This window comes from Corynebacterium riegelii, assembly GCF_016728505.1.
In the GTDB taxonomy this organism is placed as follows: Bacteria; Actinomycetota; Actinomycetes; order Mycobacteriales; family Mycobacteriaceae; genus Corynebacterium; species Corynebacterium riegelii.
Window position 1 is genome coordinate 2,049,871 of record NZ_CP068159.1, and the last position, 23,632, is coordinate 2,073,502.

27 protein-coding genes are annotated in these 23,632 nt (G+C 59.6%); 2 read left to right on the top strand and 25 right to left on the bottom strand.

Annotated elements, in window-relative coordinates; all coding sequences use genetic code 11:
• Positions 1–12: 12 nt before the first annotated feature.
• The 10 genes from coaBC to pyrR form a co-directional block, all read right to left on the bottom strand.
• Entirely contained in the window at positions 13–1,221 is a 1,209-nt protein-coding gene (gene coaBC / locus I6I71_RS09705; RefSeq protein ID WP_201820720.1) for a bifunctional phosphopantothenoylcysteine decarboxylase/phosphopantothenate--cysteine ligase CoaBC, read from the bottom strand.
• Positions 1,222–1,306: 85 nt separating this feature from the next.
• Positions 1,307–1,612, bottom strand: a complete 306-nt coding sequence (gene rpoZ, locus I6I71_RS09710) for a DNA-directed RNA polymerase subunit omega (RefSeq protein ID WP_052204135.1) — start codon at positions 1,610–1,612, stop codon at positions 1,307–1,309.
• An 8-nt stretch (positions 1,613–1,620) separates the two neighbouring features.
• A complete protein-coding gene (gene gmk / locus I6I71_RS09715; protein WP_052206351.1) occupies positions 1,621–2,202 on the bottom strand; it encodes a guanylate kinase in 582 nt (193 codons plus the stop codon).
• Between the two features lie 24 nt (positions 2,203–2,226).
• Entirely contained in the window at positions 2,227–2,547 is a 321-nt protein-coding gene (mihF, locus tag I6I71_RS09720; RefSeq protein WP_052204133.1) for an integration host factor, actinobacterial type, read from the bottom strand.
• Positions 2,548–2,798: 251 nt separating this feature from the next.
• Positions 2,799–3,620: an orotidine-5'-phosphate decarboxylase gene (gene pyrF / locus I6I71_RS09725; RefSeq protein WP_052204132.1), complete on the bottom strand. Its 822-nt coding sequence runs from the start codon at positions 3,618–3,620 to the stop codon at positions 2,799–2,801.
• On the bottom strand, positions 3,607–6,975 hold the full coding sequence (gene carB, locus I6I71_RS09730) for a carbamoyl-phosphate synthase large subunit (protein WP_201820726.1): 3,369 nt from the start codon (positions 6,973–6,975) through the stop codon (positions 3,607–3,609). Before carB ends, pyrF begins: the two co-directional genes overlap by 14 nt.
• The gene (locus I6I71_RS09735; RefSeq protein ID WP_201820728.1) at positions 6,976–7,416 is read right to left on the bottom strand and encodes a carbamoyl-phosphate synthase domain-containing protein; all 441 of its coding nucleotides are present in this window, start codon (positions 7,414–7,416) and stop codon (positions 6,976–6,978) included.
• A 10-nt stretch (positions 7,417–7,426) separates the two neighbouring features.
• Positions 7,427–8,701, bottom strand: a complete 1,275-nt coding sequence (locus I6I71_RS09740; RefSeq protein WP_201820730.1) for a dihydroorotase — start codon at positions 8,699–8,701, stop codon at positions 7,427–7,429.
• Complete coding sequence (locus tag I6I71_RS09745) at positions 8,702–9,646, bottom strand: aspartate carbamoyltransferase catalytic subunit (RefSeq protein WP_052204125.1); 945 nt, start codon at positions 9,644–9,646, stop codon at positions 8,702–8,704.
• Positions 9,647–9,656: 10 nt separating this feature from the next.
• Complete coding sequence (gene pyrR, locus I6I71_RS09750) at positions 9,657–10,217, bottom strand: bifunctional pyr operon transcriptional regulator/uracil phosphoribosyltransferase PyrR (RefSeq protein ID WP_201820731.1); 561 nt, start codon at positions 10,215–10,217, stop codon at positions 9,657–9,659.
• A gap of 156 nt (positions 10,218–10,373) precedes the next feature.
• Here pyrR and I6I71_RS09755 point away from each other — a divergent pair, with 156 nt between their 5' ends.
• Positions 10,374–10,817, top strand: coding sequence for a YbjN domain-containing protein (locus I6I71_RS09755; protein ID WP_201820733.1), 444 nt, complete (start codon positions 10,374–10,376; stop codon positions 10,815–10,817).
• A complete protein-coding gene (locus I6I71_RS09760; protein ID WP_070462194.1) occupies positions 10,804–11,259 on the top strand; it encodes a YbjN domain-containing protein in 456 nt (151 codons plus the stop codon). Before I6I71_RS09755 ends, I6I71_RS09760 begins: the two co-directional genes overlap by 14 nt.
• Before the next feature lie 10 nt (positions 11,260–11,269).
• Here the strand turns inward: I6I71_RS09760 and I6I71_RS09765 are convergent, their stop codons facing one another.
• From I6I71_RS09765 to ruvX, 15 genes are all read right to left on the bottom strand, one after another.
• Positions 11,270–12,031 (bottom strand): ATP-binding cassette domain-containing protein, encoded by a 762-nt coding sequence (locus tag I6I71_RS09765; RefSeq protein ID WP_201820735.1) that lies wholly within the window; start codon positions 12,029–12,031, stop codon positions 11,270–11,272.
• Positions 12,032–12,034: 3 nt separating this feature from the next.
• Positions 12,035–13,087, bottom strand: coding sequence for an ABC transporter permease (locus I6I71_RS09770; protein ID WP_201820737.1), 1,053 nt, complete (start codon positions 13,085–13,087; stop codon positions 12,035–12,037).
• Positions 13,084–14,082 carry a substrate-binding domain-containing protein gene (locus I6I71_RS09775; RefSeq protein ID WP_375712814.1) on the bottom strand — a complete coding sequence of 333 codons (999 nt, stop codon included), beginning with the start codon at positions 14,080–14,082 and terminating at the stop codon, positions 13,084–13,086. Before I6I71_RS09775 ends, I6I71_RS09770 begins: the two co-directional genes overlap by 4 nt.
• Before the next feature lie 111 nt (positions 14,083–14,193).
• Positions 14,194–15,045: a PPK2 family polyphosphate kinase gene (locus tag I6I71_RS09780; protein ID WP_201820738.1), complete on the bottom strand. Its 852-nt coding sequence runs from the start codon at positions 15,043–15,045 to the stop codon at positions 14,194–14,196.
• Between the two features lie 9 nt (positions 15,046–15,054).
• Positions 15,055–15,534, bottom strand: coding sequence for a transcription antitermination factor NusB (gene nusB, locus I6I71_RS09785; protein ID WP_070462190.1), 480 nt, complete (start codon positions 15,532–15,534; stop codon positions 15,055–15,057).
• Positions 15,534–16,097 (bottom strand): elongation factor P, encoded by a 564-nt coding sequence (gene efp, locus I6I71_RS09790; RefSeq protein ID WP_052204104.1) that lies wholly within the window; start codon positions 16,095–16,097, stop codon positions 15,534–15,536. Before efp ends, nusB begins: the two co-directional genes overlap by 1 nt.
• 42 nt (positions 16,098–16,139) lie before the next feature.
• Positions 16,140–17,231: an aminopeptidase P family protein gene (locus I6I71_RS09795; RefSeq protein WP_201820740.1), complete on the bottom strand. Its 1,092-nt coding sequence runs from the start codon at positions 17,229–17,231 to the stop codon at positions 16,140–16,142.
• A gap of 2 nt (positions 17,232–17,233) precedes the next feature.
• Complete coding sequence (aroQ, locus tag I6I71_RS09800) at positions 17,234–17,692, bottom strand: type II 3-dehydroquinate dehydratase (protein ID WP_070494885.1); 459 nt, start codon at positions 17,690–17,692, stop codon at positions 17,234–17,236.
• A 4-nt stretch (positions 17,693–17,696) separates the two neighbouring features.
• Positions 17,697–18,767 (bottom strand): 3-dehydroquinate synthase, encoded by a 1,071-nt coding sequence (gene aroB / locus I6I71_RS09805; RefSeq protein ID WP_201820742.1) that lies wholly within the window; start codon positions 18,765–18,767, stop codon positions 17,697–17,699.
• Positions 18,768–18,802: 35 nt separating this feature from the next.
• On the bottom strand, positions 18,803–19,357 hold the full coding sequence (locus tag I6I71_RS09810) for a shikimate kinase (protein WP_201820745.1): 555 nt from the start codon (positions 19,355–19,357) through the stop codon (positions 18,803–18,805).
• Positions 19,358–20,584 (bottom strand): chorismate synthase, encoded by a 1,227-nt coding sequence (gene aroC, locus I6I71_RS09815; protein WP_201820752.1) that lies wholly within the window; start codon positions 20,582–20,584, stop codon positions 19,358–19,360. It lies immediately after the preceding gene.
• Positions 20,585–20,607: 23 nt separating this feature from the next.
• The gene (locus I6I71_RS09820; protein WP_201820753.1) at positions 20,608–20,997 is read right to left on the bottom strand and encodes an A24 family peptidase; all 390 of its coding nucleotides are present in this window, start codon (positions 20,995–20,997) and stop codon (positions 20,608–20,610) included.
• A 13-nt stretch (positions 20,998–21,010) separates the two neighbouring features.
• The gene (locus I6I71_RS09825) at positions 21,011–21,826 is read right to left on the bottom strand and encodes a shikimate dehydrogenase (RefSeq protein WP_201820754.1); all 816 of its coding nucleotides are present in this window, start codon (positions 21,824–21,826) and stop codon (positions 21,011–21,013) included.
• Between the two features lie 11 nt (positions 21,827–21,837).
• Positions 21,838–22,986, bottom strand: coding sequence for an endolytic transglycosylase MltG (gene mltG / locus I6I71_RS09830; RefSeq protein WP_052204091.1), 1,149 nt, complete (start codon positions 22,984–22,986; stop codon positions 21,838–21,840).
• Entirely contained in the window at positions 22,983–23,477 is a 495-nt protein-coding gene (ruvX, locus tag I6I71_RS09835) for a Holliday junction resolvase RuvX (protein ID WP_052204089.1), read from the bottom strand. The genes mltG and ruvX overlap by 4 nt, the downstream gene beginning before the upstream one ends.
• Between the last annotated feature and the right edge of the window lie 155 nt (positions 23,478–23,632).

Below are 23,632 nucleotides of genomic sequence, written 5' to 3' on the forward strand. Positions count from 1 at the left end.
GGTCCATTAATTTCAGTAGGCCTCAATCGCATCCCAAATTGCTACCGCTACCTCGTGCTTTGAGCCTTGGGGCACTTCGGTTTGTGAGCCATCAGCGCCAAGAATCCAACCCTCATTGTGGGACTCACCGAACACTTTGCCGCCCGTGACCGCATTGACCATCAGCAGATCCGCGCCCTTGCGCTTGAGCTTCGCACGCCCAAACTCCAATGGGTTATCGGTCTCTGCGGCAAATCCAACAATGACAGCGTCCGTCTCCCCCGCCTGGCGGCGCTCAACCAGCCCGCGCAGCACATCAGGATTTTCCACCAAGTGCAGCGTAGACAGCGAGTCATCGGCTTGTCCCTTCTTCAGCTTGCTCGTCGCTTCCTGCTCCGGGCGATAGTCAGCAACGGCAGCGGCCATAATCACCACGTCCGCCTCCGCAGCGCGTACGTTCATGGCTTCCTCCAGCTCTCTCGTTGAACGCACGCGCACCACCTCGGCGCCGGCAGGCGTATCCAACGCATCAGTATTGGCAGCAATAATGGTGACGTCGGCCCCGCGGTGCACCGCAACGTCTGCAAGCGCAAAGCCCTGCTTGCCCGAGGAACGGTTGCCAATGAAACGCACCGGGTCAATATTCTCCTGCGTACCGCCGGCGCTAATCAGTACGCGCTTGCCCTCCAGGCTGCGCGTAATCGGGCCGGTTGCTAACACCGTGCGCGCAAGCTGCGCAATCTGCACAGGCTCCAGCATCCGCCCTGGGCCAGTGTCCTTACCAGTTAGCCTGCCGTGCGCCGGCTCCAACACCGTCACCCCTCGGCGACGCAGCGTTGCCACATTCTCCTGTGTGGCCGGATTAAGCCACATCTCCGTGTGCATCGCAGGCGCCAACACAACGGGACACGTTGCTACCAGCACCGTCGAAGTCAACAGATCATCTGCACGCCCCGCGGCTAGGCGCGCAATCAAGTCAGCTGTTGCCGGAGCAATGACAATCAGGTCAGCCTCCTGACCAACGCGAACGTGCTGGACCTCATCTACGCGGCTAAACACCTCAGTGTCAACAGGGTTTCCAGACAGCGCCTCAAGCGTTGCGGCCCCCACAAAGCGCAGCGCGTTCTGTGTCGGCACCACCTTCACGTTGTCCCCAGTCTCCGTGAACTCTCGAATCAGCCCGACTGCCTTGTAGGCCGCGATGCCGCCAGCAATACCGATCACTACGTTGCTTTTGCTCATAGGGTCAAAGTCTACGCAACGCAAAAACCGCGCACCTGCCAGCATATGGCGAAGTGCGCGGCTACAGAACCTTGTGTGTGAAAGCTTAGTTGCCCTCTTCGTGCTCCAGAAGACCCGCCTGGATCTCACGTAGTGCGATGGAAAGCGGCTTCTCACCTGGCTCCGGATTGACCAGAGGGCCGATGAACTCGAACACACCCTCATCAGAGTTCTGGTAGAAGCTGTTGATCTGGCGAGCACGCTTGGCCGCAAAGATGACCAATGCGTACTTCGACGAAACCTTGGTCAGCAGCTCATCGATCGGAGGAGCCGTAATGCCCTCCGGTTCGTCGTACACACGCTCCGCGGAAGCGGCAGCAGTGGTCGACAGCTCATCAGTGACGTTGCTCAACTCAACACCTACTCATTTGTTGTATCAGTCAAAAGGGCCGCAATGGCGGCAACTGCCCGGTCAACATCGTCGTTGACCACAATGGAGTCAAACTCATGCTGGGCATCAAGCTCGCCTCGGGCAGTTTCTAGACGACGCTTAATCACGTCCTCAGTTTCAGTCCCACGACCAGTCAGACGCTCCACCAACACTTCCCACGACGGGGGTGCAAGGAACACCGTCTTAGCCTCAGGCATCAACCGCTTAATTTCACGTGCGCCAACCAGGTCGACTTCAGCCAACACCGGTCGCCCCGCCTCCAGCGCTTCACGCACCGGGCCAGCCGGCGTACCGGAACGCTGCAGGCCGCCGTGAATGTCGGCCCACTCCAGCATCTCGCCAGCATCAATGCGCTCCTGGAAGTCAGTTGGAGAGACGAAGAAGTAGTCCCTGCCATCAACCTCACCGGGGCGTGGTGCACGCGTAGTCATGGACACCGAAAAGTACAGATTCGGCACATCAGTAACAAGGCGCTGAACCACGGTGGATTTACCCACCGCGGACGGGCCGGCCAAAACAATCAGCCGACCACGCGTTGCATCATTCTTCACGGTATCCACGGGCGCGTATGTCTCTTACGCGTCGAAGCCGAAACGCTCGAGCAGAGCGCGGCGCTGACGGTCACCGAGGCCACGCAGGCGGCGGGTCTGGGCGATCTCCAGCTCCTCCATGATCTCGCGAGCCTTAACCTTGCCCACCTTCGGCATAGCCTCGAGCAGTGCGGAGACCTTGGTCTTGCCAATGATCTCGTTGGTGTCAGCCTTGTCCAGGACGTCCTTCAGGGTGGTCTCGCCACGCTTGAGGGAAGCCTTCAGCTCTGCACGTGCCTTACGTGCCTCTGCTGCCTTCTCAAGGGCTGCCTTGCGCTGCTCCGGGGTCAACTCGGGAAGTGCCATGGATCCTCCAAAATTTATTCGTAGTTTGTACTGGTCCAGTTACTTAACTGTCCTCAGCATTATTGCCGAGAAGCACCTTATACCCAGGTCGGGTAATTGCATCGTTGCAACTCGCCAGCTTCGGTCTAGTGTAGCACTGCATCTAGTGCTGCCGTATTGACTTGGCTCTACAGACTACTGCATTTCGCCATGTCAACGCATCGACGCAAATAAACTACCAGGGGTTTTGCCCTGGTAGTGAATTGCCCCTCCTAATTATCGCGTTTCCCCAGCTCGACGGCTTGATTGCGCAGGTCACTGACATTCGGTCCGTGGCGCAACACAGAACGCGAAACGTTTGGAAACACCAGGTGTGCACGCTTCCCAGCAATGCGGTCAACGTCTGCAAAGGTCGCGCCTTGCGCACCCACACCAGGCATCAGCACCGGGGCATTGAGGGATTCAAGGGCTGGAGGCGTATCGACGGTCGCGCCAACCACCACACCCACATCCCCCACTTCCCCACGCAAAGCGGCATCCGCGTTGAACTTCGCGCACTCATCAGCCATGAACTGCGCAACCGTTACCCCACCGTTCAAGGTGGAGCTCTGAAACTGCTCAGCCTCAGGGTTGGAGTTTGCAGACATCACGAACACGCCCTTGCCGTGTTGCTGTGCAAGCTCAATCGCCGGGGCAAGCGAGCCCACACCCAGATACGGCGTGAGCGTCAATGCGTCTGCCTCCAGCGGTGCGCCTGGTTCCAACCACGCGGCGGCGTAGCCGGCCATGGTGGATCCGATGTCGCCACGTTTGGCATCCGCAATCGTGATTGTTCCCAACTCACGCGCCGATGCAAGGGTCTCCTCCAGCACGGCGAAGCCTTGGGCGCCGAAGCGCTCGAAGAACGCCACCTGGGGCTTGATCGCCGCAACGTGACCGCCGAAGGCTTCCACACACGTCATAGCGAAGGTGCGCAAGCCGTCGACAGTGTTTGCAAGGCCCCACTGCTGAAGCAGCGCCGCATGGGGGTCAATGCCGACGCACAGGCGCCCATGCGTGCGGCCTGCCTCTACGAGACGGTTACCGAACCCCATTGCCAACCTTATGGTCGAGCTCCTGCAGGCTCATCACCGTGATCTCCTTAGCGCGAAGCGCCTCGATGCCCTGTACAGCGGCGGTAACGCCCTGCACCGTAGTCATGATCGGCACACCTGCTGCTACGGCGGCTGCGCGAATGTCATAGCCGTCATGGCGAGCACCCGCAGAGCCAGCAGGGGTGTTGAGCACCAGGTCGATCTCACCGTCGGTGATGCGATCAACCACAGACTTGCCCTCCGCACCCGCGCGGACCTCGGAGGCCTTCAGGACGGTCTCGCACTCGATACCGTTGCGACGCAGCATCTGTGCCGTCCCCTCCGTAGCCAGCACGCGGAAGCCCATGGTGGACAGGCGCTGGATTGGGAAGATCAGGGTGCGCTTGTCACGGTTAGCCACAGAGACGAACACCGTGCCCTCAACCGGCAGCGCACCAAAAGCTGCGGCTTCTGCCTTGGCGTATGCGACACCGAAGGACGGAGCCACGCCCATGACCTCGCCGGTGGACTTCATCTCTGGGCCCAGGATCGTGTCCAGCACAGCGCCTTCCGGCGTACGGAAGCGGCTAAACGGCAGGACAGCTTCCTTCACGGCAATCGGGTGTTCCAGCGGCAGCGAACCGCCGTCGTAATTGGACGGGATCAGCCCCTCCTCGCGCAGCTGCGCAATGGTTGCGCCCAGCATGACGCGGGCAGCAGCCTTGGCCAAGTGCACGCCCGTTGCCTTAGACACGAACGGCACGGTGCGCGAAGCACGCGGGTTGGCCTCGATGACGTAGAGAATGTCATCCTTCAGAGCGAACTGCACGTTCATCAGGCCCTTAACCCCAATGCCGTGAGCAAGCGCCTCAGCGGAGCGGCGCACCTTGGCAATGTCGTCCGGGCCGAGCGTCATCGGCGGCAACGCACACGCAGAGTCACCGGAGTGGATGCCGGCCTCCTCGATGTGCTCCATTACACCACCCAGGTAAACCTCGTTGCCGTCAGAGAGCACGTCTACGTCAATCTCAATGGCGGAATCCAAGAAGCGGTCCACCAACACCGGGTGATCCGGGGAAAGTTCCGTGGCACGGTCAATGTAGTCGTGCAGGGACGCCTCGTCGTACACAATCTCCATGCCACGACCACCCAGCACATACGACGGGCGCACCAGCACCGGGTAGCCGATGTTGTTGGCAACCTCGCGTGCCTCCGCAAAGGAGGTCGCCGTGCCGTATGCCGGGGCAGGCAGGTTGGCAGCCTCAAGCACCTTGCCAAACTCACCACGGTCCTCAGCAGAGTCGATGGCCTCAGGGGTGGTGCCGACGACAGGCACGCCAGCGTCTGCAAGCTTCTGTGCAAGACCCAGCGGAGTCTGGCCACCAAGCTGGACAATCACACCGGCAACGGTGCCGGATGCAGCCTCAGCGCGGTAGATCTCCATGACGTCTTCGAAGGTCAGCGGCTCGAAGTAGAGTCGGTCTGCCGTGTCGTAGTCCGTGGAGACGGTCTCCGGGTTGCAGTTGACCATCACGGTCTCGTAGCCAACGCGCGACAGCTCAAGGGCTGCGTGCACACAGGAGTAATCAAACTCAATGCCCTGGCCAATTCGGTTCGGGCCGGAGCCGAGGATGATGACCTTCTGCTTCTCGCTATCGCTCGAAGCAGAAGCGGGAGAAGCCGCTTCGCATTCTGCATCCGGATCCAGCTCGTACGCGGAGTACAGGTACGGCACCTTCGCTTCGTACATACCTGCGCAGGTATCGACCGTCTTGAACACCGGGTGGATGTTCAAAGACCAGCGCAGGGAACGCACGCCCTCCTCGCCCGCAAGCTCCGGGCGAAGTGCGGCAATCTGTGCGTCCGAAAGACCAAACGCCTTCGCCTCACGCAAAAGATCCGCATCCAACACAGGCGCAGACTCAAGGGTCTTGCGGAAATCAACCAGAGTTTCCATCTCACCCAAGAACCACGGGTCAATACCGGATGCGGCATAGACCTCATCCGCGGTTGCGCCCAGGCGCAGCGCCAACTCAGCGTCGTAAATGCGCTTGTCCGTTGGCACTTTCAGGTCTTCGAGTACTGCGGCAACATCTGTTGCGCGCTCGCCCGCAAAGTACTCATCCGGACGGGTCCAGAAACCGTTCGGCTTGTCCTCCATGGAGCGCATAACCTTATTCAGGCCCTGGATGTAGTTGCGGCCAATACCCATGGCCTCACCCACAGCCTTCATGGAGGTACCCAGCGTCTCATCAGAGCCCGGGAACTTCTCAAAGGCAAAGCGCGGCATTTTGACAATAATGTAGTCCAGCGTCGGCTCTTCAAGCGCCGTAATCGCCCCACCGGTCATGTCGTTGGAGATCTCATCCAGCGTGTAGCCGATGGCCAGAAGCGTTGCCACCTTTGCAATCGGGTAGCCAGTTGCCTTGGACGCAAGCGCCGAGGAACGCGACACGCGCGGGTTCATCTCGATCGTGATCAGGCGGCCATCCTTCGGGTTGATGGCGAACTGGATGTTGCAACCGCCCGTCTTCACACCAACCTCTCGGATAATGGCCTTACCCTGCTCAATCAGGCGGGTGACCTCAGGCTCCGTCAGCGTCAGCACAGGAGCAACCGTGACGCTGTCGCCGGTGTGCACACCCATCGCATCCACGTTCTCAATCGTGGCGATGGTGATGCAGTTGTCCGCCTTATCGCGGATCAGCTCAAGCTCGATTTCCTTCCAGCCAAGGATGGACTCCTCAATCAGCACGTTCGCCTCAGGGCTGGCGGTCAGACCATCACCGGCGATGCGGTGCAGGTCATCCATGTCATAGGCCAGGCCGGAGCCCAGGCCGCCCATCGTGAACGACGGGCGCACCACGCACGGGAACCCAAGCTCAGCAACGGTCTCTTCGACCTCTTCCATGGTGTAGCAGACGCGGGAGCGAGCGGACTCGCCGCCGATCTTTTCCACGATGTCCTTGAACTTCTGGCGGTCCTCACCACGCTCAATCGCATCAATGTCAGCGCCGATCAGCTCCACACTGTGCTTGGCCAAAATACCCATGCGATCGAGTTTGATCGCGGTGTTGAGTGCGGTCTGGCCACCCAGCGTCGGCAGGATTGCGTCAACCTTGTGGCCAGATTCTACCTCGCGCGCCAGAATCTTGTCAATGTAGGCCGGCTCGATCGGCTCCACATAGGTGTGGTCCGCAAACTCCGGGTCCGTCATGATCGTCGCCGGGTTAGAGTTCACCAGCGTCACACGCAGGCCCTCATCCTTGAGCACACGGCAAGCCTGAGTACCCGAGTAGTCAAACTCACAAGCCTGACCGATCACGATCGGGCCAGAGCCGATCACCATCACATGCTTGAGATCATCGCGCTTCATTTAGTTTTCCTCCTTGACTACGAGGGTGGCGACAACGCTTTCGTTGCCGGTCTGAGACAGGTGTCGGACCAGTTTGCGGGTGTCCACCCCGTAGATACCGCTGATGCCTTGCGCGGTCATCGCTTCCTCCAAGGTGCGCACCGAGCGGAAGTTGGAAACCCGTGCGGTGAGATCCCTCACCACGACGGCCCCAACGGTGATGCGACCCTCCGAGTTGGCTACGTCCTCATCGTTCCAACCAGCGTTGCCAACCTGCGGTGCAGCGAAGATAAGCACCTGGCCCTTGCGGGCCGGGTCAGTCATTTCGCGCTCATAAGCGAACATGTTCGTAGTTACAGTGGCGGCGCCAGAGATCTCTGCGGTGGGTGTTGCGCCGAAGAGGTATCCGGGGAAAGACGTGCCGTCGGCAAGCACAAGCTCTGCCTTCTTACGTGCGTTCATAATCGGTTCCTTAAATGTTGGTGTAGGTCGGCGTGCCGCGCAGCCAAGTGGCAACAACGCGGGCGGAAAACTCCATGCCCTCGTACGGGGTATTCGAAGCTTTCGACGCCATATCAGCGCCGCGAGCAGTCCAGGGGTCATTCGGGTTTACCAACGTCAGGTTCGCTGGCTCACCTGCAGCGATCGGGCGGCCCTGATCCGCCAGACGCAGAATCTCTGCGGGGCGCTCACTCATCACCTTGGCCACAAAGCGCCAATCCGCCAGACCAGATTCAACAAAGACCTGGTGGATTGCCGCAAGCGACGTCTCAAGGCCAAGCATGCCCGGCTTCGCGTGATCAAACTCCACGCACTTATCTTCAGAGCCGTGCGGAGCGTGATCTGTGGCAACAACGTCCACGATGCCTTCCAGCAGCGCGTCCCGAAGCGCCACCGCATCTTCGTGCTCACGAAGCGGCGGGTTAACGCGGTAGTTGCCGTCATAGGTAGCAAGCAGCTCATCAGTGAGCAGCAGGTGGTGCGGCGTCACCTCGGCGGTGATCTCAATGCCCTGCGCTTTGGCCCAGCGCAGCAACTCCACCGTGCCAGCGGTAGATGCGTGGCACAGGTGGTAGCGCCCTCCATAGTCGCGGGTCATGATCAGGTCACGCGCAACCACGGATTCCTCCGCAACACGCGGCCAACCAGTCAGTCCCAAACGCGCAGCCTGCTCACCTTCATGGGCAACACTGTGGGCGGTCATGCGGTGATCCTCAGCGTGCTGAGCCAACACCACGTCATACGCCTTGGCGTACTCGATTGCGCGGCGCATCAGCTGCGGGTCGTTGACGCAGCGGCCGTCGTCAGAAAACATGCGGACGTGTCCGCGGCTCATCAGGCCGATCTCAGTGAGCTCTTTGCCCTCCAAGTTCTTGGAGATAGAACCCACCGGGTAGACGTCACACTTGCCGTAGGCCTGGCCCTTGTCCCAGACACCATCTGCAATAAACGGCTGATCAATCACCGGGTTCGTGTTCGCCATGGTGAACACGGCGGTAAAACCACCCTTCGCCGCGGCGTCCGAACCAGTGGCAATAGTTTCGGTATCTTCGCGGCCCGGCTCGCGCAGGTGCACGTGCATATCCACCAGGCCCGGCAGCAAGACCAGACCGCCACAGTCCTTGACCTCATCGGCGCCGCTGATGTCAACGTCTGGACCGACCTGGGCAATCACACCGTCGCGGATCAGCACCGTCGTGACGTCCTCGCCATACGGGCACACATTTGTGAGAGCGGTGGTACTCACTTACTTCACCTTTCCTTCCAACGCGTCCTCACCCGAGGTCAACAAGGTAAACAGCACCGCCATACGGGTGTAGACACCGTTGGAGACCTGGTTGAGCACCACAGTGTTGTCGCGATCAGCCACGTCGAAGTTAATTTCCATGCCTCGCAGCATCGGACCGGGGTGCATGATGAGGGTTTCCGGACCCAGCTGGTCCGCGCGCTGAGCGGACAGGCCGAACAACGTGGCGTATTCTCGGTGCGTGGGGAAGAAGCCACCATCCATGCGCTCAGCCTGGACGCGCAGCATCATCACCACATCTGCACCTTGCGCAATCTCTGCGTCAAAGTCGTAGGAGACGCGCGCCGGCCAGTGCTCAACGCCCATGGGCAGCAGCGTCGGCGGTGCGACGAGCACCACCTCGGCTCCCAGGGTGGACAGCAAGTCCACGTTGGAGCGCGCCACGCGCGAGTGCAAAATGTCACCGACGATCAGGACCTTCTTGCCCTGCACATCACCGATGTGCTGACGCATGGTCACCGCATCCAGCAGCGCCTGCGTCGGGTGCTGGTGCTGGCCGTCACCCGCATTGATGATGGAGGTCTCCGGCAGCCACTTGCGCAGCAGATTCGGCGCGCCCGAGGACGGGTGTCGCATCACAATGGCATCAGCACCGATCGAGGCGATCGTGGACGCCGTATCTTTCAGCGACTCCCCCTTCTTCACACTGGAGGTAGCGGCCGAGACGTTAATCACGTCCGCACTCATCCACTTGCCAGCGGTCTCAAACGAAGACCTGGTGCGCGTGGAGTTCTCGTAGAACAAGGTAAAGATGGTGCGTCCGCGAAGCGTTGGCAGCTTCTTAATCTCGCGGCCATCAAGCGCCTCGCGGAAGCGGTCGGCCTCATCCATCAGGCCAACAATCTCCTCACGGCTTAAGTCTGCAATGTCAATCAAATGCTTCATTGCTTGAGCCTTAGCCCTCTCTGGTCAGGGTCACGCCGTCAACGGCATCAATGGGCGTGAGCGTGACAGTCACGTCCTCCGTCATAGCGGTTGGGATGTTCTTGCCCACGTAATCAGCGCGGATAGGCAGCTCACGGTGCCCACGGTCAACCAAGACCGCAAGCTGGATCGCTTTTGGTCGGCCAATATCTCGAAGCGAATCAAGCGCTGCGCGGATGGTGCGGCCGGAATACAGCACGTCATCCACCAGGATGACGGTGGTGCCATCAATGTTGGCCGGAATGCTGGTGGGCCTCAGCGCCCGGTGCGGCTTATCCCTCAAGTCATCGCGGTACAGCGTGACATCAAGGCTGCCTACTGGGATGGTTACGCCAGCGAATTCTTGGATGGCATCAGCAATACGATGCGCAAGTGGCACTCCCCCGGACGGAATCCCAAGCAGCATGACTGTTGGTGCGTCCTCGCCATCAAGCGCGGTCTTCTCAATTATTTGGTGCGCGATGCGTGCGATCGTGCGCCCGACGTCTGAAGCTGTCAACAGCTCAACCGTCGCGCGGTTCTCGTCGCTCATCGGTCCTCCTTCCCCGCCTCACAGTGCGGAATTTAAAGGTGGTGTCAACGACGCGTCCAAGCGTAGCACCGCGCAAGCCTAGCGGGATAGTGGTTTACCATCGCCTGAGAGAATAAGTACCCCCCGCAAACCCCGGTATCCAAGGAGAATATGGCTGTGACACACCCCGTCCCCATCACGATTGAGGCCGTCGCGGACGTGTTTCGCGGACGCGACCTCAACTTCCAGGTAGAAGACGACAAGCTCCTGTCAGGTTTTGAAAACTGCAGTATCTTCTTCGCTCTCAGTGATGACAGCCTGGTGTTTGAGTCCATCTGGCGTGGCATGGCCCCGCAGGATCTCGCCCCACAGCTGTTGTTCACCATCAACAACCTCAACCAGGCGCGTTTCGCCCCAACACTGCGCATGCTGGAAACCGCCGACGGCATGCTTGCCACCTCAGCCACCCGCACAATTGACGCTGCGGAAGGGTTGACTGATGAGCAGCTGGAGGTCTTTGTTATCAGCACCATCCAGATGACGCTGGAAACGTTTGCCCAGCTCGAGCAGTCCCTGCCCGCCCTTGTTGATTGGACGGATACCCACGATGAGCACCACTAATACCCCAACCCAGGTCACGCTAGATCGAATTATTGCCACCGCGGAAAACTTCGGCATTGAGCTGGAGGAAGCGATTACAGGTCGTTCCGCCCAGGCCAACGTCAACGGCATGCCGCTGTTTTTCGTGCTGTTGGAAACTGTGCTGGTGATCCGAAGCGACTTTGCCACGGATGAGCCCACCCAAAGCGCCCAGGCCAACTACTTTTTGGCCGCGAATCAGGCAAATGCGTCCTACGTACTGGCCCGCCAGCTGGTAGTCACCAACTTTGACACCCTGGTAGTGCGCTCAGAGCATGAACTTAGTGTTGCAGGAGGGCTCACTGATGCGCAGCTTGAGCATGCTTTCCGACGCGGCGTTGACGCCATCACCACCGGTCATCAGATCATGCTCACGCACTTCGAAGAACTCAACGACATGGAAGCTTCACCTGGCTCGGACTAACAGGCTCGGACTAACCCGTCCGCAGCTCATGACGAAGCGCCTCAAGCTCCTCCCCACCAGACATCTGACGAGTGAGCTCATCAATCGTGATAGCTTCACGCGGGGCGTCAAGCTCCTGGCGCCCCAACTTCAAGATGGTGAAGTGGTCACCCACCAGGTAGGCGTGGTGCGGGTTATGGGTCACCAACACCACGGCGACGCCACGGTCGCGGGCAGAGGCGATGAACTTCAGCACCACACCTGACTGCTTCACACCAAGAGCGGCGGTTGGCTCATCCAACACCACCACACGGGCGCCGAAGTAAACCGCCCTGGCAATTGCCACAACCTGGCGCTGGCCGCCAGAAAGGTTGCCAGCCTCAACGTTGACATCTGGGATGTCAATGCCCATATCCAGCAACTGCTCAGAGCAGATACGCTGCATCTCCTTCTGCTTCAGCGTCCCAAGCGGCCCAGTTAGCTCCTGGCCAAGGAAGAAGTTTCGCCACACGCTGAGCTCATCAACAATCGCCAGGTTTTGATACACGGTGGCAATCCCAGCATCGAGGGCGTCGCGGGGGGAAGAAAACGTGGCCGGTGAGCCGCAGATAAGCAGCTGCCCACTGGTTGGTGCGTGTAGACCTGCAAGGATCTTGATCAAGGTTGACTTGCCAGCACCATTGTCACCCAGCACACAGGTGACTTCGCCCTCTTCAATACGCAGGTTTACGCCGCGCAGTGCGTCAAACGTGCCGTAAGACTTGGTGATGTCGCGCAGTTCAATGATGGCCATGGCTTAGCGCCCCTTCGTAATCTTTGCGAATGACGTGTTGGTCAGCACCGCGAACAGCAGCATCGCGCCGAGGAAGAACTTAAACCAGTCCGGGTTCCAGCCGGCGTAGACAATGCCTTGATTGGTCATGCCGAAGATCAGCGCACCGATCATCGTGCCAACCGCTGTGCCGCGCCCGCCTTTCATCGCACAGCCGCCTATCACTGCAGCGATGATGTAAAGGAACTCATTGCCCACACCCTGGCCAGCTTGGATTGAGTCGAAGGCAAACAGCGTGTGCATGCCTACGAACCAGGCGGCAAAACCGACCGTCATAAACAGCACAATCTTGACCATGCGCACAGGCACACCGACAGCGCGCGCAGCCTCCTCATCGCCGCCCACGGCGGTAATCCAGTTGCCAAACTTCGTGCGGAAGAGCACGAAAGACGCAATGGCCACAAAGAGCAGCCACCAGATAACCGTCACGCTGATGCGCACGCTGCCGATGTAGAAGCTTCCCGCGAAAACAGTGCGGGCAGAGGCGAACCCCTCCATGTTCGCAATCGACGGGGTGGCCACCTGGCCGGTCACCAGCTTGGTCACTGCCAGGTTTAAGCCTTGCAGCATCAGAAACGCCGCCAGGGTGATCAGGAAGCTATCGATGCCCGTGCGAGTAACGAGGATGCCGTTCAGTGCACCGATAGCCAGCGCAATGATGAGCGCGAGACCCGCACCCACCCAGGAGTTCAAGTGCAGGTTGTAGTTGAGCATCGATGCCGCCAACGCCGCCGTGGTCACCGCGACACCGGATGACAGGTCAAACGCTCCACCAATCATGAGCAAACCCACCGCCAGAGCAACGATGCCCAGCGTGGAGCTGGCGTACAAAATGGTCGCCATCGCATCGAAGGAGCGAAACGCTGGGGCGACGGCGAGGAACAGGCCCAAAATGAGGAGGAAGCCAAGCAGGCTGGCAAGCTCCGGCCGGCGAATCAGTTTGGCTAACCCAGTGTGGCTACGGAGACGATCATCAGAGCCTGAATCTGTCGACTCATCTTCAATAGCCGTGGTCATCGAAGACCTGCCTTTGCAGCCTCAGCGATTTGTTCCACATTGTGCTTATCAACAAAGCTCGGACCCGTATACACCGGCTGGCCGCCGCCGAAGGTGCCACCGTTGCGCTTAGCCACCCACAACGAATCCACGGCAAGATAGCCCTGCAGGTACGGCTGTTGATCCACAGCCCACGCCACCCGGCCGTCTGCGATAGCGTCGACCAGCTCAGCGTTGGTATCAAAGGTGACCACCTGCGCTTCAGAACCGGACTGCGTGATGGCCTCCGTTGCGCGCATTGCCACTGGGGCCTGGAGCGCGAACACCGTATCAAAGGACTTGTCCTGCGAAAGCTTGGAGTTAATCGTCGACTGCACCGACGTTAGGTCTTGTCCGTTGACGTAGAGCAGTTCCACTTCCCCGCCGAGGCCCTCTTTCACACCGTTGCAGCGCGCCTCCTGGGAAGAATTGCCCTGTTCATGGATAACGCAGAGCACCTTGGATTTACCTTCCTCTTTAAGACGCTCACCCGCAGCGGTACCTGCAACAGTCTCGTCCTGACCGAAGAAGCCTGTCATGCCGTACGTGGTGTATTCGTTCATGCCAGCGTTTAAGCCGACAACAGGAATGCCCGCATCAACAGCGTTCTGAGCCGCTGGCCCGATTGCCTCAGCGTTAGGCAACGTAACGGCAATGCCGTCCACGTTTGCGTCCACGGCGGAGCGCACCAAGTTTGCTTGGTTGGGCGCCTGTGGATCAGAGGAATAACGCAGCTCAATATTGTCTTTCTTCGCCGCGTCTTCTGCCCCCTTACGTACAAGATCCCAATACGTGTCACCCGGCGCACCATGGGTAACCATCGCCACAACATATCGCGGGGTGTCTACCCCACCCGCGGTCTCCCCACTGGCGTCACCGTCACGCGGCGCGCCGCCCGTGGACGAGCAACCCACAAGAGTAAGACCCAACGCGGCCACCATTGCCGCTACTTTGTACAGCTGAGAGATTTTTTTCACCCACCCAGTCTGCCCGTTCAATTGCAGAAACCGGGCATCCGCATCACTCTTTACCGATCAAGTAGCCTGACCTCCCAGCTGGTTTTCCGTCCTAGCTAAGGTCTACGGTGTCTAGGATTCTGCGAGGCGCTTGAGTTCAATGTCGGGATCGAAGTCCGCCTCCGGCCACTCAAGGTCCAAGGCACCAAGAGCGTCTGCAAGCAAGGTCTTGACAACTGCACGGCAGTACTTCTTATTGTCTGAGGGCACGCAGTACCACGGCGCAACGTCGGTCGAAGTGCGCGTCATGGCAATCTGGTAGGCCGCCATAAACTGTGACCACAACTTGCGGTCTTCGATGTCACCGGGGTTGTACTTCCAGTGCTTCTTCGGGTTTTCAATTCGCTTGCGCAGGTTTTCAGCCTGAAAATCGCGGGAGATGTGCGGCATGATCTTAATAATCTTCGTGCCGCGGGCCGCAAGCTCCGCCTCAAAATCCACGATGGCACCGTAACGGCGCTCAATTTCCTCAGGCGGCGCCATCTGCTTCACACGCTGTACCAACACATCTTCATAGTGCGAGCGGTCAAACACAGCTATCTGACCTGGCTTGGGCAAGTGCGGCTCAAAGCGCCACAGGAAATCGTGTGCCGCTTCCTCTTCGGTCGGGCGGCCAAAAGCCTTAACGTGCACGCCCTGGATGTCCATCGTTGCGCCAATGACATGGCGCACAATGCCGCCCTTGCCCGCGGTGTCCATGCCCTGAAGCACGAGAAGCACTGACCCGGCCTGCTCATTGCCGGCACGGCCGTTTGCGTAGAGCTTCTCTTGCAGCTCATCTAGCTCATCGTCTCGGTCGTTGAAAACCTCATCCACATCGTCCGAGTCTGATAGCCCGGGCGTGGAAGCCGGATCAACGTCATCAAGTTGGAAGTTGGGCCCAACTAGGTGCGATTTTGCTTCCTCAACGGTGAGCTTTGCCACTGCTTCTCCTTAGCTTTGGTCAGTGTCTTCAGCCGCATCTCCCGGAGCGTCCGGGGAGTTGGCCTGCACAATGCCATCCAGCATCGCATGAATGTACGGCGGAGCCTGGTTGCCGGAGTACTCCGTAGCCATCTCCAACGCGTTGGCGATAGCGATAGCGGCATCAACCTCGTCGTTAAACAGGATTTCCCACGTAGCTACACGCAGAATCTGGCGATCTACCGCTGGCAGGCGGTAGAGCTCCCAGTCGCGGTCCAAGAACCGCTCAATCTGATCATCAAGATCATCCAGACGCTCAGCGGCACCGCTGATGATGTCGCGCGTGTACTGTGCAACCGGCGCTACAGCGTTGTTGGGATTCCGTGCCAGTTCAACCCGGTCCTCAACAATCGCCACCGGGTCGATATCGCGGGTTTCCGCCTCAAACAGAATGTCTACTGCACGGCGACGCGCACGATAGCGCGCGCCGTGGCGCTTGTGATCAGGCATTAGTTGTTCACGCGGGAGAGGTACTCGCCCGTGCGAGTGTCAACCTTCACCACGTTGCCGGTCTCTAGGAACAGCGGCACCTGGATCTCAGCGCCCGTCTCCAGGGTGGCCGGCTTCGTGCCGCCAGTGGAGCGATCGCCCTGGAGGCCCGGATCGGTGTGCTCAATCTTCAGGTCAACGGAGATCGGCAGCTCACCAAACAGCGCCTCACCCTCGTGGAAGGAAACCTGTACGCGCATGTTCTCCAGCAGGAAACGACCAGCGTCACCGAACGCGTCCGTCGGCAGTTCGTACTGCTCGTAGGTCTTGTCATCCATAACAACGAAGCTGGTGCCATCGTTGTACAGGTAGGTCATATCACGACGGTCAACCGTTGCGGTGTCAACCTTCACGCCAGCGTTCCAGGTCTTGTCCACGGTCTTGCCAGAGACGACGTCCTTGAGCTTGGTGCGCACGAATGCAGGGCCCTTACCCGGCTTAACGTGCTGGAACTCGACGATCTGCTGCAGCTTGCCGTCTACCTTCAGCACAAGGCCATTCTTAAAATCGGCAGTAGTTGCCACGGGTTTTGCCTCCTTGGGACATTGCGATCAAACACCGCAATGCTACAGCACGATCAATTCCTTGGGGTAACTGGTAATGATGCGAGGCGCACCGGAAGTGATGAACAACGTGTCCTCAATACGAACACCGCCCTCACCTGGCAGGTAGATACCCGGCTCAATGGTCAGCGTCATATCTTCGCGCAGCACGCCTTCGCCGGTCTTTGCAGCGGATGGCGCCTCATGCACATCCAGGCCCACGCCGTGGCCCGTGGAGTGCACAAAGTAGTCGCCATAGCCAGCGTCCGTAATCACCTCGCGGCAGGCAGCGTCCACATCAACAAGCGCGGTGCCCGGCGTGGATGCCTTCACACCAGCAAGCTGTGCCGCGAGCGTCACCTCATAGATCTCACGCAGTGTTGCACTGGGCTCACCAATGGCAAACGTGCGCGTCATGTCTGAGTTAAAGCCCAGGCGGTGCATACCAAAGTCAATGGTGACCAGGTCGCCCTTGGCCAGCACACGATCCCCCGCGGAGTGGTGCGGCATCGCAGAGTTCGGGCCCGAGGCCACAATCGTGTCAAAGCTCGGGCGCTCAGCACCCAGCATGCGCATGCGGAATTCAAGGTCAGCGGCGATGTCGCGCTCGCTGCGGCCTTCACGCACGCCGCCAGCCTCCACCATCTCTGTCAGCGCCTGGGTGGCCAGCTCCGCGGCTTCTGCAAGGCGGGTCAGCTCCAAGTTGTCCTTGGTCAAGCGGATCTGCTCAATCACACCGGTGACCGGCACCAGCTCAACGCCCTCAGGGCAGGCAGCCTTCATGCGTTCCAGCTGCGCAACACTGACGTAATCAGCCTCGAAGCCCACGCGGTGGCCCGGCACCACAGGGGCCAAAAGCTCCTTGGCCAGCTGGCGGGTAATCGTCGCCTCGATGTCAGGTACTTCGCTGGCAATCTGGGTGGTGTATCGCCCGTCCGTAGCAATGGCCGCGCTGCGGTCCTTCGACACCAACAGTGCCGCATTCGAACCAGTGAATCCGGAGAGGTAGCGCACGTGCGTGATGTGGGTGACCAACATGTCATCCACACGCTTGCCCGCAAGATCGGATGCCAGTTTGCGCCGGCGTGTTTCAAATCGAGTATCTGCCATTCCCATGGTTATGCCTCCTTATTGGCCCGCGCTACCAAGTGTTCCAGTGCCAGGGTGTAGCCGTGCACACCGAGGCCTGCGATCACGCCGATAGCAATCGGGGAAAGATACGAGTGGTTTCGAAATGCCTCACGCGCATGCACATTGGAGATATGCACCTCAATAAACCCTGCTCCGTCGGCCACCTCGGCCAGTGCGTCGCGCAGCGCCACTGACGTGTGCGTCCAGCCGCCTGGGTTGATAATCACCGCTGCCCCATCATCAGCCGCCTGATGGACCCACTCAATCATCTCGCCTTCGTGGTTGGTCTGCTTGAAGTCCACCTCCGCACCAAGTTCGGCGGCACGAGCTTTCACTTGCTTTTCGACGTCCACGAGACCCACCCTTCCGTAGACCTCCGGCTGCCGCTTGCCCAACCTATTCAGGTTTGGTCCATTGAGCACGACAATCTTTAAAGAATCTGGCATTGGTTTATGCCTCCTCTGCAGCTTGAGCGGTGATCGCCTCGTAGGCGGCGCGCATTTCGTCCACCGTGGCGTCTTCAAGCCTGGTGCACGATCCCATGCCGTTGAGTACTACGAAGCGAATGCGGCCGTCACGGTTCTTCTTGTCACGGCCCATTGCCTGGTACAGCTCATCAAACGCATCAGCGTCGTAGGTAGTGGGCAAGCCAACTGCGGAGAGGATCTCGTGGTGGAGGGCAAACAGGGCCTCATCAATCAATCCCCTATTCTGGGCAAGCTTTGCCGCAAACATCATGCCCACAGCTACCGCGTTGCCGTGGCGCCACGTGTAATCTTCCCGAAGTTCAACCGCATGCCCCAGCGTGTGGCCATAGTTGAGGATTTCGCGCAGGCCTGACTCCTTCAGATCCTGGCTCACCACATTGGCCTTGACTGCCACGGAACGGGTAACCAGTTCCTCCCAGTGCGCGTCGGCGCCGTCGCGGTAAAGCTCCAGAATCTGCGGGTCCGCAATAAAGCCCGTCTTGATCAGCTCAGCGGAGCCGGAGATGATCTCTTCCTCCGGCAAGGTGTGCATGCGCTCAAGGTCAATGAACACGGAGTCAGGCTCATGGAATGCACCGACGAGGTTCTTGCCTGCGTCTGTGTTGATGCCGGTTTTGCCGCCAACCGCCGCATCCACCATGGCAAGCAGCGTGGTGGGCACCTGGATGACCTTGATGCCACGCATCCACGCGGAGGCCACAAACCCAGCCAGGTCGGTTACCGCTCCACCGCCAAGACCGATAACTGCATCCTGGCGCGAAAAGCCACGGGCTCCAAGCATGTCCCACAGCTCACCGGCGACGGTGAGCGTCTTTGCATCTTCAGCATCGGGCACAGGGGCTAAGACGGCCTCAACGCCAAGCGCCTCAATGTCGTGGGCAACACCGCGGGCGACCGCGCTCAGCGGCTGCTGGTGAATAATGGCCACTTTGCGCGCGCCAATGTCTTTTACTCTTCCGGCAACCTCGCCGGTGATGTCATAGCCGATGTGGATGTTGTACGGGCTTTGTCCCGTCACCTGGATCATTGGCATCGCGTTAACCCCAACCTATTGTGTGCTTGTTGTACCTATTCAGTATCGATAAAACTCAAGACTTCAGCCACCACCCGCTGCGGCGGCCGCGAATCCGTCCGTACGCGGTGATCCGCTACTTCACGATAGAACGGTTCACGCGTAACTAGCAGGTTGCGGTAGTGCTCGTGCGGGTCATCTGCCTGCAGTACGGGCCGCGATGTGTCTTCTGCGGTACGGCGGATGCCTTCCTCTGCAGTGACATCGATCCACACCACCGTGTGGTTCTGCAAGAGGGCGCGGGTGGATTCAGTCAGCACTGCTCCACCGCCAAGGCTGACCACGCCGCCCGTAGCCAACGCACGTGCTACGTAGTCTGCTTCAACCTCGCGGAACGCTTTTTCTCCCAGCTCGCTGAAGATTTCGCTGCAGGACTTGCCTTCGCCCTGCTCAATCAACGTGTCCGAATCCACGACTGGCAGGTTCAGGGCACTGCCCAACCTACGACCAATTGTGGATTTTCCTGCACCGGGCGGACCAACCAGGACAACGCGCGGGGAAGAATTCACAACATGCGACGGCTCCGGCGCCGCGAGCGTGCCTTCAGACATCTAGTTCTCTCCCTCTTCGGAGTCGGCGAATGCAAGGCGCGTAGACACGTACTCCTTGTAGGAGTTGATATTGCGCTTGACCTCGTCCAAGCTGTCTCCCCCAAACTTCTCGGTAACAGCGCGGGCGAGCACCAGGGCGACCATGGCCTCGGCGACGACGCCACCGGCGGGCACTGCGCACACGTCAGAGCGCTGGTGGATACCGGTTGCGGCACCACCAGTCGACATATCCACAGTCTTCAGTGCACGCGGCACCGTGGAAATCGGCTTCATAGCTGCGCGGACGCGCAGCTGCTCACCGTTGGTCATGCCGCCTTCCAGGCCACCGGCACGGTTGGAGAGACGACGCAGCTGTCCGTTTTCACGCACCATTTCGTCGTGCGCTGCGGAGCCGCGACGGCGAGCTTCCTCAAAGCCGTCACCAATCTCCACGCCCTTGACACTCTGGATACCCATCAGTGCGCCGGCCAGCTGAGCATCCAAACGGTGATCACCGGAGATGTGGGAGCCAAGCCCGATCGGCAGACCATCCACAATCACCTCAACAATGCCACCGAGGGTGTCGCCAGCCTTCTTCGCTGCTTCAATGCACGCCACCATGTCTGCTTCCGCGTCCTTGTTAAAGGCACGCACCGGGGAAGCATCAATGGCCTCAATGTCCGCAAACGCCGGGGACTGCCCCTCATACGCCGCGGACTCACCAATGGAGACCACGTGGGAGAACACCTCCACCCCCAAGGTCTCACGCAGGAAGCTACGCGCGACCGCGCCCGCAGCAACGCGCGCTGCAGTCTCACGCGCTGAAGAGCGCTCTAGGACCGGGCGGGCAGAGTCAAAGCCGTACTTCACCATGCCAGCGAAGTCGGCGTGGCCAGGACGCGGACGTGTCAGTTTCGCACCGCGGCCAGAAGCCAGTGCCTTGGCAACCTCCGGATCCGATTCATCCACCGGCTCCGCGCTCATGATGGTGGTCCACTTCGGCCACTCAGTGTTGCCAATCTGGATGGCAATCGGGCTGCCAATCGTGCGCCCATGCACAACACCAGTGAGCAAGGTGAGCTCATCAGCCTCAAACTTCATACGCGCACCACGGCCGTAGCCGAGGCGGCGGCGAGCTAGCTGGTGGCCAATCTCGTCCTTGGTCACCGGCACCCCAGCCGGCAAGTTTTCAATAAGCGCTACCAGCGCCTGTCCATGGGATTCCCCAGCGGTAGTCCAACGAAGCATTGCAGCATTGTCTCACACATGCGCTAAGAAAACGCACAGACTGCTACAAGACACCACGTTGAAATAATCATCGACGGTCCATGCGCTACCGATTTACGCCGCAAAACCAACGATATACCTAGGGTGAGCAGGGACGATAGCGCAACAGCCGCAATAACCCCGCCGATGCCGCCCATCGCGGCCACCACCACCCCAAGTGGAACCGCAAGCTTGATGTCACCCCCGCCGATGCCACGCCCAAACGCCAGATAGGCCAACCCCCACAACAACCCCCACGCCCACTGCGGGTGCACCAAGCACGCGCCGAGTGCCAGCACTGCGGCTGGAAGGGTCAGGATGTTGGGAAGGATGTTACGCCATGCGTCGATAAGCAGAAGCCCCAACGACCATACAACAAATACCCCGAACCCCATGCCGGGGATTCTATCAGCGCTGAACGTGTGCGAACAGGGCCTCGCGCATCTTTTCACGCGGGGCCTCAACCCCAGTGAACTGCTCAAACTGGGAGTAAGACTGCCCGGCCAGCATGGATAGCCCGCCAACAGCGTGATACCCGTTGGAAGCGGCGCACACCGCAAGCGGTGTCGGCCAAGGGTCATAGATCACATCCAGCACCGGCGCATGCGCAAGTGCAGGCACATAGGGCTCGATGCCTGCCGACGGCACCGTGGAGACCACCACATCCGCAGCCATAGTGATCTGTGCAATATCAGTGCCCTCAAAAGGAACAAACGCAGCGTCCATCCCCTCAGTCAACCCAGCAAACTCATCTGCGCGGTCAGAGCGGTTCAAGATAGTCACCTGCTTCGCACCGAGCTGGCGCAACGCCCACACAGCAGGGCGAGCCGTACCACCTGCCCCCACCACCACAGCAGTGCGAATCGGCGTGCCACGCATCAGCTCTTCCAAGGCGATCAGCAGACCTTCGCTGTCCGTGTTATCCGCACGCCAAGACTTGTCGCCAATACGTACAAGCGTGTTCGCCGAGCCGATCTCGCGCGCACGATCAGTCACTTCATCAGCAAACTCAAGCGCCGCGAACTTCGCGGGCATGGTCACCGAGAAACCGCGGAAGGACTCGTCTGCCCCACCCACAATGCGTGGCAAATCCTCTGCCTTGCACTCAAAACGGGTGTATTCCCAGTTGTCTAAACCTGCGGCTTTAAAGCCCGCCGAGTGCAGGACCGGCGAAAGCGAGTGCTGAATGGGAAAACCCAGTACGGCTGCGCGCAAGATACTCATCGCCTTGACTCCTAGCGCTGGGAATCCAGCACGCCGCTTTCAATTGCGCGAACCGTATCAGCCATGTGCTGCTCAAACGTGTCGTTGAACACCGTGGTGCCGTCCTTATCCACGGTGACAAAGAACAACCAGTTGCCCTCAGCCGGGTTCTCCATTGCCTCAATAGCCTCGATCGACGGCGACGCGATCGGCGTCTCCGGCAGGCCGTCCTTGGCGTAGGTATTCCACGGGGTCACACGCCCACGGTCCTCATCCGTGGTCGCCACCTCTACAGACGGCAGCCCGTAGTTCACGGTGGAATCAAACTCAAGACGCATCGGAGCATCCAGGCGGTTCAAAATCACGCGGGCAACCTTGTCAAACTCACCAGCTGGGGCCTCGCGCTCCACCAGGGAGGCCGCAATCAGCAACTCATACGGCGACATACCGACTGCTGCTGCGCGTTCGGTGATTCCCGTTGCCTCATACTGTGCTGCAGAGCGGGTAATCAGGTCAGTCAGAATATCTTCTGCGCTTGCACCCGGATCAATGATGTACTCGCCCGGAGCAATAAGGCCCTCGAGGCGCTTTGCATCACCTGCGCGCTGCGTAACCTGCTCACGCGCCCACTCCGGCACACCTAGAGCTGCAGGATCCGCGTTCGCCGCAACCTTGTTCAGCTGCTCAATATCCACGCAGCCGCTCATATTCGTGCCGCCACAGGTGACGTCTTGAATCATGGACAAAATACCGAAGCGGGTCTGCCCACCAAGCACGTTGATGTCCATCAGCGTTGCACCGCCGTAAACCTTCAGCGGGGTGATCTTATTGGCGTCATTCACAAGCGCCGCAACCGCAGCCTTAGCGCTCATCTCACCCTGCAAGCGGTAGAAACCTGGGTGGATGTTGTCCGCGTCAGGGTTGTTCGCCGCCGCGGCCTGGAACGCGCTATTAGAAGCAACAATGCCGCGCTCCTCCAACTCAGGACCAAGAGCAGAGATAGTCGAGCCTTCAGGGATCTGCACGATCTCTTCCACGCCATTACCCTCCCCGGTAAAGTCCCTGGAACCGCTACCTCGTGACACAGCGATCACGGCGATCAGCCCGATAATGAGCAGGATCGAGGCGATAAGCACGGCGATGCTGCGCGTCTTGCGCTGTGCGCTTCGTCGGGTGGTCACGATTCGTTCTCCTTCAGATTGTTGTTGCGCCCATCTAACCAAGATTGGAGGATCTCCACAGCCGCCGCTTGGTCAATAAACTTGCGCCCCTGCTTCTCAGAAGTGCCAGCGGCACGCATTGCAGACGCAGCGACGACGGTAGTGAGCCGCTCATCCGCCATCCGCACTGGCAAACCTGTGCGCCGGCGGATGCGAAACGCGATCTCCTTGGCGTGTTTGACGCTGTTACTGCCGTTGCCTTGCAAGTCACGCGGCAGCCCAACTACCACCTCTACTGCTTCATACTCACTGGCCAGCTGAACAAGACGGTCAATATCTTCACCATCACGGTCCTTGAAGCCAGTGACGCGGGAAACAGTTTCTAGAGGCGTTGCCATACGCGCGTCACGGTCAGAGACAGCCACCCCGATGCGCACCGTGCCCACATCCACGCCTAAACGGCGGCCGGGGCCCGGGTCATCCACACCAGGTGTGTCTGGCTCTACCTTCATCGCATTGATCCTTCAACTGTCTTTACATAGCGCTATTCAGCAGTGCTTGTTGGCAGTGTTTTTACTGGTGTTTTTACTGGTGTTTTTACCAGCGCCTTCCAAGCATTGCTGGTGCATTACCGACGCTAATGCGAAAACACGCCGAAGCGCACCCA

What these genes read in the sequence shown, in the direction of transcription:
- pyrR (WP_201820731.1), bottom strand. Translation starts at nt 10,217, where the DNA reads ATGAGCGACGAGAACCGCGCGACGGTTGAGCTGTTGACAGCTTCAGAC.
- aroC (WP_201820752.1), bottom strand. Translation starts at nt 20,584, where the DNA reads ATGCTTCGTTGGACTACCGCTGGGGAATCCCATGGACAGGCGCTGGTA.
- I6I71_RS09795 (WP_201820740.1), bottom strand. Translation starts at nt 17,231, where the DNA reads ATGGGAATGGCAGATACTCGATTTGAAACACGCCGGCGCAAACTGGCA.
- pyrF (WP_052204132.1), bottom strand. Translation starts at nt 3,620, where the DNA reads ATGGGGTTCGGTAACCGTCTCGTAGAGGCAGGCCGCACGCATGGGCGC.
- I6I71_RS09770 (WP_201820737.1), bottom strand. Translation starts at nt 13,087, where the DNA reads ATGACCACGGCTATTGAAGATGAGTCGACAGATTCAGGCTCTGATGAT.
- mihF (WP_052204133.1), bottom strand. Translation starts at nt 2,547, where the DNA reads ATGGCACTTCCCGAGTTGACCCCGGAGCAGCGCAAGGCAGCCCTTGAG.
- I6I71_RS09825 (WP_201820754.1), bottom strand. Translation starts at nt 21,826, where the DNA reads ATGAGTATCTTGCGCGCAGCCGTACTGGGTTTTCCCATTCAGCACTCG.
- I6I71_RS09760 (WP_070462194.1), top strand. Translation starts at nt 10,804, where the DNA reads ATGAGCACCACTAATACCCCAACCCAGGTCACGCTAGATCGAATTATT.
- carB (WP_201820726.1), bottom strand. Translation starts at nt 6,975, where the DNA reads ATGAAGCGCGATGATCTCAAGCATGTGATGGTGATCGGCTCTGGCCCG.
- I6I71_RS09820 (WP_201820753.1), bottom strand. Translation starts at nt 20,997, where the DNA reads ATGGGGTTCGGGGTATTTGTTGTATGGTCGTTGGGGCTTCTGCTTATC.
- ruvX (WP_052204089.1), bottom strand. Translation starts at nt 23,477, where the DNA reads ATGAAGGTAGAGCCAGACACACCTGGTGTGGATGACCCGGGCCCCGGC.
- I6I71_RS09745 (WP_052204125.1), bottom strand. Translation starts at nt 9,646, where the DNA reads ATGAAGCATTTGATTGACATTGCAGACTTAAGCCGTGAGGAGATTGTT.
- I6I71_RS09810 (WP_201820745.1), bottom strand. Translation starts at nt 19,357, where the DNA reads ATGTCTGAAGGCACGCTCGCGGCGCCGGAGCCGTCGCATGTTGTGAAT.
- I6I71_RS09765 (WP_201820735.1), bottom strand. Translation starts at nt 12,031, where the DNA reads ATGGCCATCATTGAACTGCGCGACATCACCAAGTCTTACGGCACGTTT.
- nusB (WP_070462190.1), bottom strand. Translation starts at nt 15,534, where the DNA reads ATGCCTGATCACAAGCGCCACGGCGCGCGCTATCGTGCGCGTCGCCGT.
- coaBC (WP_201820720.1), bottom strand. Translation starts at nt 1,221, where the DNA reads ATGAGCAAAAGCAACGTAGTGATCGGTATTGCTGGCGGCATCGCGGCC.
- I6I71_RS09735 (WP_201820728.1), bottom strand. Translation starts at nt 7,416, where the DNA reads ATGAACGCACGTAAGAAGGCAGAGCTTGTGCTTGCCGACGGCACGTCT.
- aroQ (WP_070494885.1), bottom strand. Translation starts at nt 17,692, where the DNA reads ATGCCAGATTCTTTAAAGATTGTCGTGCTCAATGGACCAAACCTGAAT.
- aroB (WP_201820742.1), bottom strand. Translation starts at nt 18,767, where the DNA reads ATGCCAATGATCCAGGTGACGGGACAAAGCCCGTACAACATCCACATC.